Source organism: Methylobacterium currus, assembly GCF_003058325.1.
Taxonomy (GTDB): domain Bacteria; phylum Pseudomonadota; class Alphaproteobacteria; order Rhizobiales; family Beijerinckiaceae; genus Methylobacterium; species Methylobacterium currus.
Genome location: NZ_CP028843.1, coordinates 3,491,400 through 3,504,178 on the forward strand (window position 1 = coordinate 3,491,400; position 12,779 = coordinate 3,504,178).

Annotated in this window: 9 protein-coding genes and 1 riboswitch; of the genes, 6 read left to right on the plus strand and 3 right to left on the minus strand. The window is 71.9% G+C overall.

Going from position 1 to position 12,779, the window contains the following annotated elements; all coding sequences use genetic code 11:
- Positions 1-96 precede the first annotated feature (96 nt).
- Positions 97-202, minus strand: a riboswitch (glycine riboswitch).
- An 88-nt stretch (positions 203-290) separates the two neighbouring features.
- Both DA075_RS16305 and DA075_RS16310 read right to left on the minus strand, forming a co-directional pair.
- Positions 291-1,253, minus strand: a complete 963-nt coding sequence (locus tag DA075_RS16305; protein ID WP_099954124.1) for a CobW family GTP-binding protein — start codon at positions 1,251-1,253, stop codon at positions 291-293.
- 64 nt (positions 1,254-1,317) lie between these two features.
- Positions 1,318-2,121, minus strand: coding sequence for a creatininase family protein (locus tag DA075_RS16310; RefSeq protein ID WP_099954125.1), 804 nt, complete (start codon positions 2,119-2,121; stop codon positions 1,318-1,320).
- A gap of 194 nt (positions 2,122-2,315) precedes the next feature.
- Between DA075_RS16310 and DA075_RS16315 the strand changes: the two genes are divergently transcribed.
- From DA075_RS16315 to DA075_RS16325, 3 genes are all read left to right on the plus strand, one after another.
- Positions 2,316-2,894, plus strand: coding sequence for a MarR family winged helix-turn-helix transcriptional regulator (locus DA075_RS16315; protein WP_099954126.1), 579 nt, complete (start codon positions 2,316-2,318; stop codon positions 2,892-2,894).
- 307 nt (positions 2,895-3,201) lie between these two features.
- Complete coding sequence (locus DA075_RS16320) at positions 3,202-6,309, plus strand: PAS-domain containing protein (RefSeq protein WP_099954127.1); 3,108 nt, start codon at positions 3,202-3,204, stop codon at positions 6,307-6,309.
- A 79-nt stretch (positions 6,310-6,388) separates the two neighbouring features.
- Positions 6,389-7,075: an SDR family NAD(P)-dependent oxidoreductase gene (locus DA075_RS16325; RefSeq protein ID WP_099954128.1), complete on the plus strand. Its 687-nt coding sequence runs from the start codon at positions 6,389-6,391 to the stop codon at positions 7,073-7,075.
- 237 nt (positions 7,076-7,312) lie between these two features.
- Here DA075_RS16325 and DA075_RS16330 read toward each other — a convergent pair whose 3' ends face one another.
- Positions 7,313-7,936: a TetR/AcrR family transcriptional regulator gene (locus tag DA075_RS16330; RefSeq protein WP_099954129.1), complete on the minus strand. Its 624-nt coding sequence runs from the start codon at positions 7,934-7,936 to the stop codon at positions 7,313-7,315.
- Positions 7,937-8,052: 116 nt separating this feature from the next.
- Here DA075_RS16330 and DA075_RS16335 point away from each other — a divergent pair, with 116 nt between their 5' ends.
- From DA075_RS16335 to DA075_RS16345, 3 genes are all read left to right on the plus strand, one after another.
- The gene (locus tag DA075_RS16335) at positions 8,053-8,766 is read left to right on the plus strand and encodes a PspA/IM30 family protein (protein ID WP_099956631.1); all 714 of its coding nucleotides are present in this window, start codon (positions 8,053-8,055) and stop codon (positions 8,764-8,766) included.
- A 41-nt stretch (positions 8,767-8,807) separates the two neighbouring features.
- Positions 8,808-9,080, plus strand: a complete 273-nt coding sequence (locus DA075_RS16340; RefSeq protein ID WP_099954130.1) for a YiaA/YiaB family inner membrane protein — start codon at positions 8,808-8,810, stop codon at positions 9,078-9,080.
- Between the two features lie 168 nt (positions 9,081-9,248).
- Complete coding sequence (locus DA075_RS16345) at positions 9,249-12,668, plus strand: acyl-[ACP]--phospholipid O-acyltransferase (RefSeq protein WP_099954131.1); 3,420 nt, start codon at positions 9,249-9,251, stop codon at positions 12,666-12,668.
- Positions 12,669-12,779: the final 111 nt, after the last annotated feature.

Sequence of the window (12,779 nt, forward strand, 5' to 3'; positions counted from 1 at the left end):
AGGAGTTGGAACTCTGTTCGGGTGGCCTGAGAGATTCGCCGGGCTCGCACCCGGCTTGCTCCATCGGCGGGCGACATGCGCCCTCTCCAGAGTGCCCTCTCGGTCGCGGTCCTTCTACCTGAGAGCTTCGGCGCGCAGCACGGCTGGCACGCCTTTCCCCTTCGGTGCCGACCCTAAGGCCGGTCTCTCCCGCGATCGTCAACGGACGGCCGAGCCTGTAGCACGGCCGTACGGGGCGCAAAAGCGCAAAGATCGGTCGTCCCCGCGCAGGCAGGATCGGCCGCTCACGCTCACGCGCGGCAGGCCTCGAAGCCCTTGCGGATGGCTTCCGGATCGAGGTGGCGGCCGATGAACACGACGCGGGATTCCCGCGGGTCGCCCGGCTTCCACTCGTCCTGCAAATCGCCGTCGAGGATCATGTGCACGCCCTGGAAGACGAAGCGGCGCGGCTCGTCGGGGAAGCTCACGATGCCCTTGCAGCGCAGGATGTCGGGCCCCTGGACCTGGGTCAGGTCGGAGATCCACGGCATGAACTTGTTGGGATCGACCGCGCCGGGGAGCCGGGCCGAGATCGACTGGATCTCGTCGGAATGGTGGTGATGGTGCCCCTCCTCGAGGAATTCAGGCTCGATCTCGACGATGCGGGCGAGGTCGAAGGCGCTGCGGCCGAGGACCTTGTCGAGCGGCACGGCGCAATGCTGCGTGCGGTGGATCTCGGCCGAGGGGTTGATGGCGCGGATCTGGCGCTCCACCGCGTCGAGGCCGGCCTCGTCGACGAGGTCGGCCTTGTTCAGGAGGATCACGTCCGCAAAGGCGACCTGGTTCTTGGCCTCGGGCGCGTCCTTCAGGCGCTCGGACAGCCACTTGGCGTCCACCACCGTCACCACCGCGTCGAGGGTGGCGGCCTCGCCGACATCCTGGTCGACGAAGAAGGTCTGGGCGACCGGCGCCGGGTCGGCGAGGCCGGTGGTCTCGACGATGATCGCGTCGAACTTGCCCTTGCGCTTCATCAGCCCGTCCATGATGCGGATCAGGTCGCCGCGCACGGTGCAGCAGATGCAGCCGTTGTTCATCTCGAACACTTCCTCGTCGGCACCCACGACGAGGTCGTTGTCGATGCCGATCTCGCCGAACTCGTTGACGATCACGGCGTAGCGCTTGCCGTGCGGCTCGGTGAGGATGCGGTTGAGGAGCGTGGTCTTGCCGGCGCCGAGATAGCCGGTGAGCACCGTGACGGGGATCTTGTCGGACATGCGGGGCCGTCTGTTCGCAGGTGAGCGGGGCGCCGGGGGGCGCCGCGACGGGTGATATAGTGTGTCACTCCGCCCGGCGCGAGACCGGTCCGTCCAAGCTGAAGCGGGCGACGTCGCGCAAAAGGTCGACGAAGGCCCGGGCGCCGTGATCGAGGAGGGCGCGGCCGGCCTCCGCCGTCCCGAGGCTCGCATCGCCGATGGCGCCGGCCGCGTTGAGGTCCTGCGCGTGCCAGGCAAGGGCGGCCGGGCGGCCGGCGCGCAGGTGGGTGTAGGTGCGCTCCATCGCGCGGCTTGCCGGCACGAAGTCGCGGATCGCCGCGCGGCGCACCAGGTCGGGCCGGAGCGCCAGCATCAGGGCGGTCTCGATCCCGCCGCCATGGATGCCGTGGCGCACCTCACCGTCCGGAAACAGCCCCGGCGGCGTGCCGAAGCGGCTCCAGGCGGTGGTGACCGCCACCATCCCGTGCCGGCCGCGCAGCGACAGGGCCACGAGGTCCATGAGCGCGCTGTTGCCGCCATGCGAGGAGACGATGACGAGCCGGGTGCAGCCGGCCCGCACCACGCCGTCGCCGATCTCGGTCCAGGCCCTGAGCGCCGTCTCGGGCGTCAGCGTCAGGGTGCCGGGAAAATCCGTGTGCTCGGGCGACAGGCCGACGGTCTGCACCGGCAGAACCCGCACGTCGAGGTCGCCGGGCACGAGGTCCGCGACCCGCGCCAGGTAGCCCTCCGCGATGACGACGTCGGTGGCGAGCGGCAGGTGCGGGCCGTGCTGCTCCACGGCCGCGACCGGCAGCACCGCCACGGTGGCTGCGAGCGCGCCGTCGCGGCATTCCTCGGTGGTCAGGTCGCCCCAGGGCCGGGCCGGCATCGCGCATCCTCCGTCTCTCGCGCGGCCGACCATAAGCCGCGGACGGACGGGCCGGAACCGGCCTCGCGTCATCCAGTCGTCACAGGCCGGCTGGCATGTGCGCCCTCAAGGGCACCATGCGGCGCCCCGCCGGCCGCCCTTGCGCTCACGGTGCAGGCGCGGCAGGATTTGTCTCGAGAACAGGGGCGGGTGCCATGGCAACGGGCGAGCAGGCTTTGGCCGTGGACGCGCCGCGCCGGGCGGCCAAGCGCCTCCGGCCCCCCGGCGCCAAGAGCGTCGGCTGGGCCCTGATGCAGGCGGCGCGCCTCCATCGCGGCCGCATCGGCGACCGCCTGGCGGAACTCGATCTCTTCGCCGGCCAGGAGCAGGTGGTGCAGGCGCTGGCCGCCGCCGGCACCATGACCATGGGCGATCTCGCCGCCACCCTGCGGGTGCGCCCGCCCACCGCCTCGAAGACCATCACGCGGCTCGCCGCCATGGGGGTGGTCGAGCGCCGGACCGAGGCCGGGGACGGCCGCATCGTCCGGGTGCGCCTGACCGAGTCGGGCCTGGCCAAGGCCGCGGCGATCGAGGGCATCTGGGACGAGGTCGAGGCCGAGATGCTGGAAGGCTTCGACAACAAGGAGCGCCGGCGCCTGCGCAAGCTCCTGCGCCGCGCCGCCCGCAACCTCGCCGAGGCCGCCGGCCTCGAGGCGCACGAGTCCGACGCCGAGGCGGAGGACGATCTCGACGGCGGGCTCGACGGCGCCGATGCCGGCCGGGACATGGATTGATACCGCCGCGCCTTCGAACGGACTCGTTCGAAGGCGCTGGCTCAGCCCGGACGGGCGCCGGCGCTGATGCGCCGGACGCTTTCGCATCGACGCGTCGATGCGAAAGCGCGATGGTATGACGCGCGGGATCGACGCACAGCCTATCCCGATCCGCCGGATGGATTAGTTCCGACGCCATACGACCTAACGTGAAAGATCAGGCATCGCGTAACAGTTATTTCCTTATCAAGGACATCGTTCCTCATTCATCTGCCTTGCAGACAATCGGCTTGCGACGGGCGCAAGGCCGTTGGGCCGGTGCAGACGAGTGTCCGATCACGACCATGACAAGGCGAGCGTGGCGGGGCCGTCCGGCTTCCGCGCGCGTCCGCTCCGGACCCATGTCACGGCCCTGGCGGCCGCGCTGCTGGTGCCGGCGCTCCTCATCATCGGGCTGATCGCGCAACGCTGGGTCCAGGCCGAGCAGACGCGGATGGAGGAGCGGACCGCGACCCTCAACGCCCATGCGGTGGAGCAGATCGACCGCTTCCTCAGCGGCCAGATCGCGATGCTGCAGGCGCTCGCCACCTCGCCGGCCCTGGAGACGGAGGATTTCGCCCGGTTCGACCGCCAGGCGCGGGAGGTGGTGCGCCTGCAGGGCATCAACATCGTGCTGCGCGACCGCGACGGGCAGCAGCGCGTCAACACCCGGCTGCCCTGGGGAACGCCCCTGCCCCTGGCGGTGCTCGGCAACGACCAGGCCGTGGAGGAGACCGGCGCGCCGGCGATCTCCGACCTGTTTCCCGGCACCGTCACCGGCAAGCCGATCGTCGTCGTCACCGTGCCGGTGCGGCGCGGCGGTGCGCTGGCCTACTTCCTGAACGCCACCCTGCCGGCCCCGCTCTTCGGCGAGATCCTGCGGGCCGCCGGTGTCTCCGCCCCCTATTCCGGCTCGGTCGCCGACCGGCAGGGCCTCATCATCGGCCGGTCCGTCGACACCGAGGCGGCGGCCGGCCGGCCGCTCCCGGGCTTCCGCTCGGTCGGCGGGACGACGGGGCAGTGGTGGGGCCGCAACCTCAGCGGCATCCCGGTCTTCGGCACCCATCACCGCTCCGGCCTCTCGGGCTGGGTGGTGACGATCGGCATCGAGCAGGCGGCCCTGCGGGCGCCCTTCGTCACCTCGGTCCTGGTGCTGGCGCCGGTGGTCCTCGGCCTCCTCTTGATCGCGCTGGTCGCCTCGCTGCTCGTCGGCCGCCGGATCCTGCTCGCCAAGGCCCTGCTGTCCCAGGCGGCGGACGACCTCAGCCGGGGCGTCAGCTTGCGGATGCCGGTGACGCCGATCCGGGAGGTGAACGAGGTCGGGGCGGTGCTGGCGCAGACCTCGGCGATCCTGCAGCGGCAGGCGGACGCCCTGCGCAAGAGCAACGCCGACCTCGAGGACCGCATCGCCGAGCGCACCCGGGAGCTCGTCGAGAAGGAGGCGGTCCTCAAGATGACCCTGGACGCGATGGACCAGGGCCTGATCATGGTCGATGCGCAAGGGCGGGTCGCGGTCACCAACCGCCGGCTCGCCGAGCTCCTCGACCTCGACCCGGCCTTCCTGGCCTCGCGTCCGTCGCGGCAGGAGATGCGGCAGGTCCTGACGGCGGCCGGCGAATATGCGGGGCTCGATTCGGCCTTCGAGCGCGCGATCGCGATGGGCGACCTCGCGGTCATCGGCGACCGCTACGAGCGCACGCGGCCGAACGGCACCATCCTGGAGGTCCACAACGCGCCGACCGCCGACGGGGGCGTGCTGCGCACGGTCACCGACATCACGGCGCGCCGCACCGCCGAAGCGGCCTTGCAGCGCAAGAAGGCCCTACTCGACGCGACCCTCGCCAACATGGACCAGGGGGTGCTGGTGATCGACGCCGCCGGCCTCGTCCAGCTCTGCAACGAGCGGGCGATCGACCTGCTCGGCCTGCCGCCGGACTACCGACACGACCACCCGGCCTTCGCCGACCTCGTGGCCTGGCAGAGCGCGAGCGGCGAGTTCGCCGGGGCCCGGGTGGAGCGCGAATCGTGGCTCAAGCTCAGGGGCGACCTCCTCGCCGCCCCGCCGGTCTACGAGCGCACCCGCCCGGACGGCACCGTGCTCGAGGTGCGCACCGTGCGCCTCGCCGAGGGCGGGGCGATCCGCACCTTCTCGGACGTGACCGAGCGCAAGCGGCGCGAGCTCGCCGTGCTGGAGGCCAACCGCGTCGCCGAGGCGGCGCGGCTGCAGGCCGAAGCCGCGCGGCGCCAAGCCGAGTCGGCGAGCGCGGCCAAGACCGAATTCCTCGCCACGATGTCGCACGAGATCCGCACGCCCCTCAACGGCGTGATCGGCTACGCCGAGCTCCTCGTCCGGGAGGGCGACCTGTCGCCGGAGCAGCGCCGCAGCGCCGAGCGGATCCAGGAGGCGGGCCAGGCCCTGCTGACGGTGGTCAACGACGTGCTCGACTTCTCGAAGATCGAGGCCGGGCAGATCGACCTCGACCCGCAGCCCTTCGGGCCGGCGGCGCTCGCCGACAGCGCGGTCTCGATCGTCCGGACCGCGGCCGACGCCAAGCGCCTGGCCCTGAGCGTGGAGACGGCGCCGGGCCTCGCCTCGCGCCTGGTGGGCGACCCGGACCGGCTGCGCCAGGTGCTGCTCAACCTCGTCAACAACGCGATCAAGTTCACGCCGGCGGGCCGCGTCACCCTGCACCTGTCGAGCGCGCCGCTCGCGTGCGGGCGTCACGCCCTGCGGGTCGCGGTCAGCGATACCGGGATCGGCATCCCGGCCGACCGGCTCGGCCAGCTCTTCCAGCGCTTCAGCCAGGTCGACGGCTCGATCCAGCGCCGCTTCGGCGGCACCGGCCTCGGGCTGGCGATCAGCCGGCAGCTGATCGAGGCCATGGGCGGCGAGATCGGGGTCGAGAGCCGGCCGGGCGCGGGCTCGACCTTCTGGTTCGCCGTCCCGCTGCCGGCGGCGGCGGAGGGAGAGGCGGCCCGGGAGCGGCCCCCGCTCGCGCCGCTCGCGCGGCCGGCCCGGATCCTCCTCGTCGAGGACAGCCCGGTCAACCAGGACATCGCCCGCGCCATCCTGGAGCGCCGCGGCCACCAGGTGACGGTGGCGGGCGACGGCGCCGAGGCGATCCTGGCCGTGCAGGCGGGCGGGTACGACGTGGTGCTGATGGACGTGCAGATGCCCGGCATGGACGGGCTGACCGCGACGCGCCACATCCGCGCGCTCGACCGTCCGGCGAGCCGCCTGCCGATCGTGGCGCTCACCGCCAACGTGCTGCCGCAGCAGATCGCCCAGTTCCGCGCCGCCGGCATGGACGACCATGTCGGCAAGCCGTTCCGTCCCGACGAGTTCCTGGCGACGGTGGAGCGCTGGAGCGTGCCGCGGACGGCCGACGCGGCTTGAAAGCATGGGGACCGGCCGCTTGCCGCGGCAGCATGAGCCCTCCATGTCTTGCGCCGAAACCGACACGGAGAACGCCGTCATGGCCAAGCAGGACCGCAGCGTGCTGATCGTCGGGGCCTCGCGGGGGTTGGGGCTCGGGCTCGTACGGGCCTTCCTCGCCCGCGGCTGGGCCGTCACCGCCACCGCCCGGGGCGAGGCGCCGGCGCTCGCCGCCCTGAGCCCCGTCGCGCCCGAGATCCGGCGGGTCGACATCGACGACGACGCGGGCGTGGCGCGCCTGCACGACGACCTCGTGGAGAGAAGCTTCGACGTGGTGTTCGTGGTGGCGGGCATCGCCGACGGCGCCCATGTGCCGCTGCCGCAGGGCGACCGGGCGACGGCGCTCAAGGTCTACGAGACCAACGCGGTGAGCCCGATCCGCTTCGCCGAGGCCTTCGCCGACCGGATCGCCCCCGGCGGCCTGATGGTGCTGATGAGCTCGATCCTCGGCAGCGTCTCGCTCAACGAGGGCGGCACCTGGGAGAGCTACCGGGCGAGCAAGGCCGCCCTCAACACCCTCGCCCGCTCCTTCTCCGCCCGCCACCGCGACGCGCCCTTCGGCACGGTGCTGATGCATCCGGGCTGGGTGCGCACCGACATGGGCGGCCCGGAGGCCGACATCGACGTCGCCACCAGCGCCGAGGGGATGGCGGAGGTGGTGGAGGGGCGGCTCGGGCAGCGGGGCTGCGCGTACCTGGATTATCGGGGCGAGACGGTGCCGTGGTAGGACAGCGGCACCGTCGATCGACGCGGCGATCCTGATATCCGCGGGGTCGTTCCGGGGCTGTGAAACCGGAGCCCGGAATCCAGACACCAGGGGAAAAGGAACCAGGACGGCGCTCCGCTTCTCCTGGACGATCAGAGTTTCTGGATCCCGGGCTCTCGCCGTCGGCGAGCCCCGGGATGACCCTCCGAAGCGGACAATCGTGCCTATCCGGCCGGTTCGCGGGATGGATGGCCCGCCTCACTCCCCCGCCAATCCCCGCCCCAGCGCCCCCACCACGATCTCGATCTGCCCGCGCAGGACCGGCTCGCTCAGCACCATCAGCTTCTCGTCGAGGCCGAGGCTGACGAGGCCGTGGGTGGCGGAGAACAGCGAACGGGCGAGCAGCGCCCGCTCCCCCTCCGCGAGGTCCGGCCGCAGGACCCGCAGCGGCGCCTCGATGTAGCGGAACAGGCGCACCTGCTCGACGAGGTACCAACCGGGCAGCGCGTGCGTGACCCGGTGCTGGAACAGGGCGCGCCAGCGCGCCGGATTGCCTGCGGCGAAGTGCAGGTAGGCTACCGCCAGCCGGACCAGGGTCTCCACCGCCGCGTCCCGCTCGGCCGGCGACGCCGCGCCCTCCGGCTCCGGCTCGATGCGCACGGCGGTGATCGCCCGGTCGAACAGGGCGAGCGTGCGCAGGTTCACCGCCAGGATCAGCGCGTCGAGATCGGGAAACACCGTGTAGATCGCGCCGAGCGCGCAGCCGACGTCCTTCGCGAGGTCGCGGGCCTTCAGCGCCGAGAGGCCGCTCTCCGCGATCGTGCGCTCGGCGGCATCGAGCAGGGCCGCCTTCAGCCGCTCCCGTCGCTCCTCGTTCCGCATGCGTCCGGCCTCTCCCTGAACTGATCGCTGAACAATGTTCAGATTTGCGCTTGAACAACGTTCAAAGCTGTGGAAGGATGCGATTGTGAACAACGTTCACGCCAACGGAGCGGATGATGCTCAACCTGATCTCCACCCTCGTCCGGGGCGCCGCCGCCAGGGCCGCCGAGGACCTTCACGACCGGCACGCCTTCCTGATCCTGGAGCAGCAGCTGCGCGACGCGGCCGCCGCCCTCGACGACAGCCGCCGGACGCTGGCGCGCGCCCTCGCGCAGGAGGCCGCCGACGCGAAACGGCAGGCGGCCCTCGCCGCCCGGATCGCCGAGCTGGAGGGAAGCGCCGTCGCGGCTTTGGCCGGCGGGCGCGAGGACCTGGCGCAGGAGGCCGCCGAGGCCCTGGCCGAGATGGAGGAGGAGGCGCAGGCCCTGGAAGTGACCCGCGCGGCCTATGGGGCGGAGGTCGCGGCCCTGCGCCGGGCGGTCCGCAAGGGCACCCGGCAATTCGCCGAGCTGGAGCGCGGCCAGCGCATCGCCCGGGCGGCGGAGGCGGTGCACCGCCTGCGGGCCCGGCGCGGGCAGGGGCTGGGAAGCCCGGCGGCTCTGGCCGAGGCGCAGGCCAACCTGCGGCGCCTGCGGGAGGCCCAGGCCGCGGAGGCGGCCTCCGACGAGGCCCTGGCGATCATCGAGGCGGCGGCGCCCGCATCCCTGTGCGAGCGCCTGGAGGAGGCCGGCTTCGGCCCGCGCGCCCGGCCGAGCGCCGGCAGCGTGATGGAGCGCCTGCGCGCCAAGGCCGCCGAGGCCCGGCACCAAGCCGAGACCAGCGCCGCCTGAGCGCACCGGACCCGCATCGGAATCCCGAGGAAACCCCATCCATGACCCCGCAGACCCCGCAGCACACCTCCGCCTGGGTGGCGTTCACCTACGCCTCCTTCATCGGCGCCGCCACCATGGTGGCGGGCGGCATCCTGTTCCTGCCCCTCGACCTCTGGACCAAGGGCTACCTCGCCATGGGGGTGACGATGCTGGTCCAATCCTGCATCACCCTGGTCAAGACCGTGCGGGACGTCCACGAGGGCAAGCGCCTCGTCAACCGCATCGAGGATGCCCGGGCCGAGCGCCTGCTGATGGAGATGGGCAAGGAGTAGCCCGTCTCCACCGGGATGGCCGCTCCTCGACATCGGATCGCCAGACATCGGATCGCCACAAGACCACGGCAACAAAGCCGGTTAGGGTTTACCGGCTAAGCATCCGTCTCCTGCCGCGGCGGCGCCCGGCCATTCCGCACACCCGTCACCGAGCGAGGAACGCCTTCCATGTCCGGATCGCTGATGGCCAGCCGGCGCTTCGCGCCCCTGTTCTGGTGCCAGTTCTTCTCCGCCTTCAACGACAACTTCCTCAAGAACGCCCTGGTGTTCCTGATCATGTTCGGGGCGGGCGGGGTCGGCGGCGGGGCGGATGGCGGCTCGGCGGCCCTGGTGACCTTGGCGGGCGCGGCCTTCATCGCGCCGTTCTTCTTGCTCTCGGGCCTCGGCGGCGAACTCGCCGACCGCTACGACAAGGCGTTGATCGCGCGCCGCCTCAAGGCGGGGGAGATCGTGGCGGCGGGGGTCGCGGTGCTCGGCTTCTGGCTCGCCTCGGTGCCGGTCCTGTTCGTGGCCCTGATCCTGTTCGGGATCGTGGCGGCCCTGTTCGGGCCGATCAAGTACGGCATCCTGCCCGATCACCTGGCGCGCGCCGAGCTGCCGGCCGGCAACGCGCTCATCGAGGCCGCGACCTTCCTCGCCATCCTCACCGGCACCATCGCGGGCGGGCTCGCCGTCACCCATGGCGGCGCCCACGCCTTCGGGCTCCTGGTGATGGGCTTCGCATTCCTGTGCTGGCTCGCCAGCCTCCTGATCCCGAAGACCGGCGAGGCGGCGCCCTCCCTCACCATCGACCGCAACGTGCTGCGCTCCACGGGCAGCCTGATGCGCGACCTCTACGAGGACACGCGGCTGTGGCGCACCGGCGTCATCACCAGCTGGTTCTGGCTCGTCGGCGCCGTGGTGCTGGCCCTGCTGCCGGCGCTCGTGAAGGGCACCTTCGGGGGCGACGAGACCGTGGTGACGGCGCTCCTCGCGATGTTCTCGGTCGGCGTGGCGCTCGGCTCCGGCCTCGCCTCCTGGCTCTGCGCCGGGCGGATCGTGATGCTGCCGACGCCGATCGCGGCGCTCATCATGGGCCTCGTCTCGCTGGATCTGGCCCATGTCGCTGCCACCAGCGTGCCGCCCCCCTCCGCGATCGGCGCCCTCGATTTCCTGAGTTCCTGGCGCGGCGCCCGGATCGCCCTCGACTTCGTGCTGCTCGCCGCCGCCGCCGGCCTGTTCATCGTGCCGTCCTTCGCCGCGCTCCAGGCCTGGACCCCGAAGGAGCGCCGCGCCCGCGTCATCGCCGCCTCGAACGTGCTCGCCGCCGCCCTCATCGTGCTCGGCGCCGTCGGCCTGGCGGTGCTGCAGAAGGCGGGCCTGTCCTCGGCGGGGCAGTTCCTGATCGTCGGCATCGCCAACATCCTGGCCGGACTCGCGATCCTGGCGGTGTTGCCGACCAGCGGATTCCGCGACTTCCTGTCGATCCTGTTCCGGGCCTTCTACAGGCTGGAGGTGCGCGGGATCGAGAACGTCGAGAAGGCGGGGCCGAACGCCATCATCGCCCTCAACCATGTCAGCTTCCTGGATGCCGGCCTCGCCCTGTCGCTGACCGAGCGCGACCCGACCTTCGCGATCGACCACGCCATCGCGCAGAAATGGTGGGTGAAGCCGTTCCTGTGGCTGACCCGGGCGCTCCCCCTCGACCCGACGAAGCCGATGGCGACGCGCACGCTCATCAACGCCGTCAAGGCGGGCGAGACGCTGATCATCTTCCCCGAGGGGCGGCTCACCGTCACCGGCAGCCTGATGAAGGTCTATGACGGCGCCGGCCTCATCGCCGACAAGTCCGGGGTGCCGGTGGTGCCGGTGAAGATCGAGGGGCCGGAGCAGACGGTGTTCTCGCGCCTGTCCCGCGCCCAGGTGCGCCGGCGCTGGTGGCCGAAATTCACCGTGACGGTGCTGGAGCCGGTGCGGCTCGAAGTCGATCCGGCGCTCAAGGGCAAGGCCCGCCGGCAGGCCGCGGGGGCGGCGCTCTACGGCGTGATGTCGGACCTGATCTTCCGCACCGCGCCGATCGACCGCACGGTGTTCGACGCCGTGGTCGAGGCGGCCGAGCGCGAGGGCGCGGCCCGCGTCGCGGTCGAGGATCCGGTCTCCGGCAGGCTCACCTACCGCCGCCTGCTGATGGGCGCCCGGGTGCTGGGGGGCAAGCTCGGGCCGCTCGCGCCGCAGGGCCGGGCCATCGGCGTGATGCTGCCGAACGCCAACGCCGCCGCCGTCACGGTGCTCGGCGTGATGTCGGCGGGACGGGTGCCGGCGATGATCAACTTCACGGCCGGCCCGGCCAACATCCTCAACGCCTGCAAGGCGGCGGAGGTCGACACGATCGTCACCTCCCGGGCCTTCGTGCAGAAGGGCCGCCTCGACACCCTTCTGGAGGCGTTGAGCCGGAGCCTGACCATCGTCTACCTGGAGGATGTCCGCCAGCAGGTCGGCCGGCTCGACAAGCTCCGCGGCCTCCTGGGCTGGCGGCAGGCGCTGCATCCCCGGAAGCCCGACGACCCGGCGGCGATCCTGTTCACCTCGGGCAGCGAAGGCACGCCGAAGGGCGTGGTGCTCTCCCACCGCAACATGCTGGCCAACGCCGCCCAGGCCCAGGCGCGGATCGATTTCGGCCGCACCGACAAGGTGTTCAACGTCCTGCCGGTGTTCCACTCCTTCGGGCTCACCGTCGGGCTGGTGCTGCCGCTGGTCTCCGGCGTGCCGGTCTACCTCTACCCCTCGCCGCTGCATTACCGGGTGGTGCCGGAGCTGGTCTACGGCTCGAACAGCACCATCCTGTTCGGCACCGACACGTTCCTGGCCGGCTACGCGCGGGCCGCCCACGCCTACGATTTCCGGTCGCTGCGCTACATCCTGGCCGGGGCCGAGCCGGTGAAGCCGGCGACCCGCAAGGCCTACGCGGAAAAGTTCGGCCTGCGCATCCTCGAGGGCTACGGCGTCACCGAGACGGCGCCGGTGCTCGCCCTCAACACGCCGATGTTCAACCGCTTCGGCACGGTCGGGCGGATCATGCCCGGCATGGAGGCGCGGCTGGAGCCGGTGCCGGGGGTGAGCGAGGGCGGGCGCCTGTTCGTGCGCGGCCCCAATGTGATGCTGGGCTACCTGCGGGCCGAAAACCCCGGGGTGCTGGAGGCGCCGGCGGAAGGCTGGCACGATACCGGCGACATCGTGACGATCGATCCGGACGGCTTCGTCACCATCCGCGGCCGGGCCAAGCGCTTCGCCAAGGTCGGCGGCGAGATGATCTCGCTCGCCGCAATCGAGGCCCTGGCCGCCGAGCTCTACCCGAATGCCGCCAGCGCCGTCGCGGCCCTGCCCGATGCGCGCAAGGGCGAGCGCCTGGTGCTGGTGACCGAGCAGGCCGATGCGACGCGCAGCGCCTTCCAGGCGAAGGCCCGCGCCAGCGGCATGAGCGAGCTGGCGGTGCCGGCCGAGATCGTGACGGTGGACAAGCTGCCGCAGCTCGGCTCCGGCAAGGTCGATGCCGCGGCGGTGACGCGGCTCGCCGCCGAGCGGACGCGGCCGGCGGAGGCGGCGGCTTGACCCGGCGACAATGGACATGCAGCGTATTCGCCAGTCTCGCATCGACGGTGGGTCGTCGCTGACTGGTTCGATCCAGGCATCGATTTGTCTAGGAGTTGACTAAGCTCCGTC

Bases quoted from the DNA above. Each gene is read 5' to 3' on its own strand.
- DA075_RS16305 (WP_099954124.1), bottom strand. From the start codon at position 1,253: ATGTCCGACAAGATCCCCGTCACGGTGCTCACCGGCTATCTCGGCGCC.
- DA075_RS16310 (WP_099954125.1), bottom strand. From the start codon at position 2,121: ATGCCGGCCCGGCCCTGGGGCGACCTGACCACCGAGGAATGCCGCGAC.
- DA075_RS16315 (WP_099954126.1), top strand. From the start codon at position 2,316: ATGGCAACGGGCGAGCAGGCTTTGGCCGTGGACGCGCCGCGCCGGGCG.
- DA075_RS16325 (WP_099954128.1), top strand. From the start codon at position 6,389: ATGGCCAAGCAGGACCGCAGCGTGCTGATCGTCGGGGCCTCGCGGGGG.
- DA075_RS16330 (WP_099954129.1), bottom strand. From the start codon at position 7,936: ATGCGGAACGAGGAGCGACGGGAGCGGCTGAAGGCGGCCCTGCTCGAT.
- DA075_RS16335 (WP_099956631.1), top strand. From the start codon at position 8,053: ATGCTCAACCTGATCTCCACCCTCGTCCGGGGCGCCGCCGCCAGGGCC.
- DA075_RS16340 (WP_099954130.1), top strand. From the start codon at position 8,808: ATGACCCCGCAGACCCCGCAGCACACCTCCGCCTGGGTGGCGTTCACC.
- DA075_RS16345 (WP_099954131.1), top strand. From the start codon at position 9,249: ATGTCCGGATCGCTGATGGCCAGCCGGCGCTTCGCGCCCCTGTTCTGG.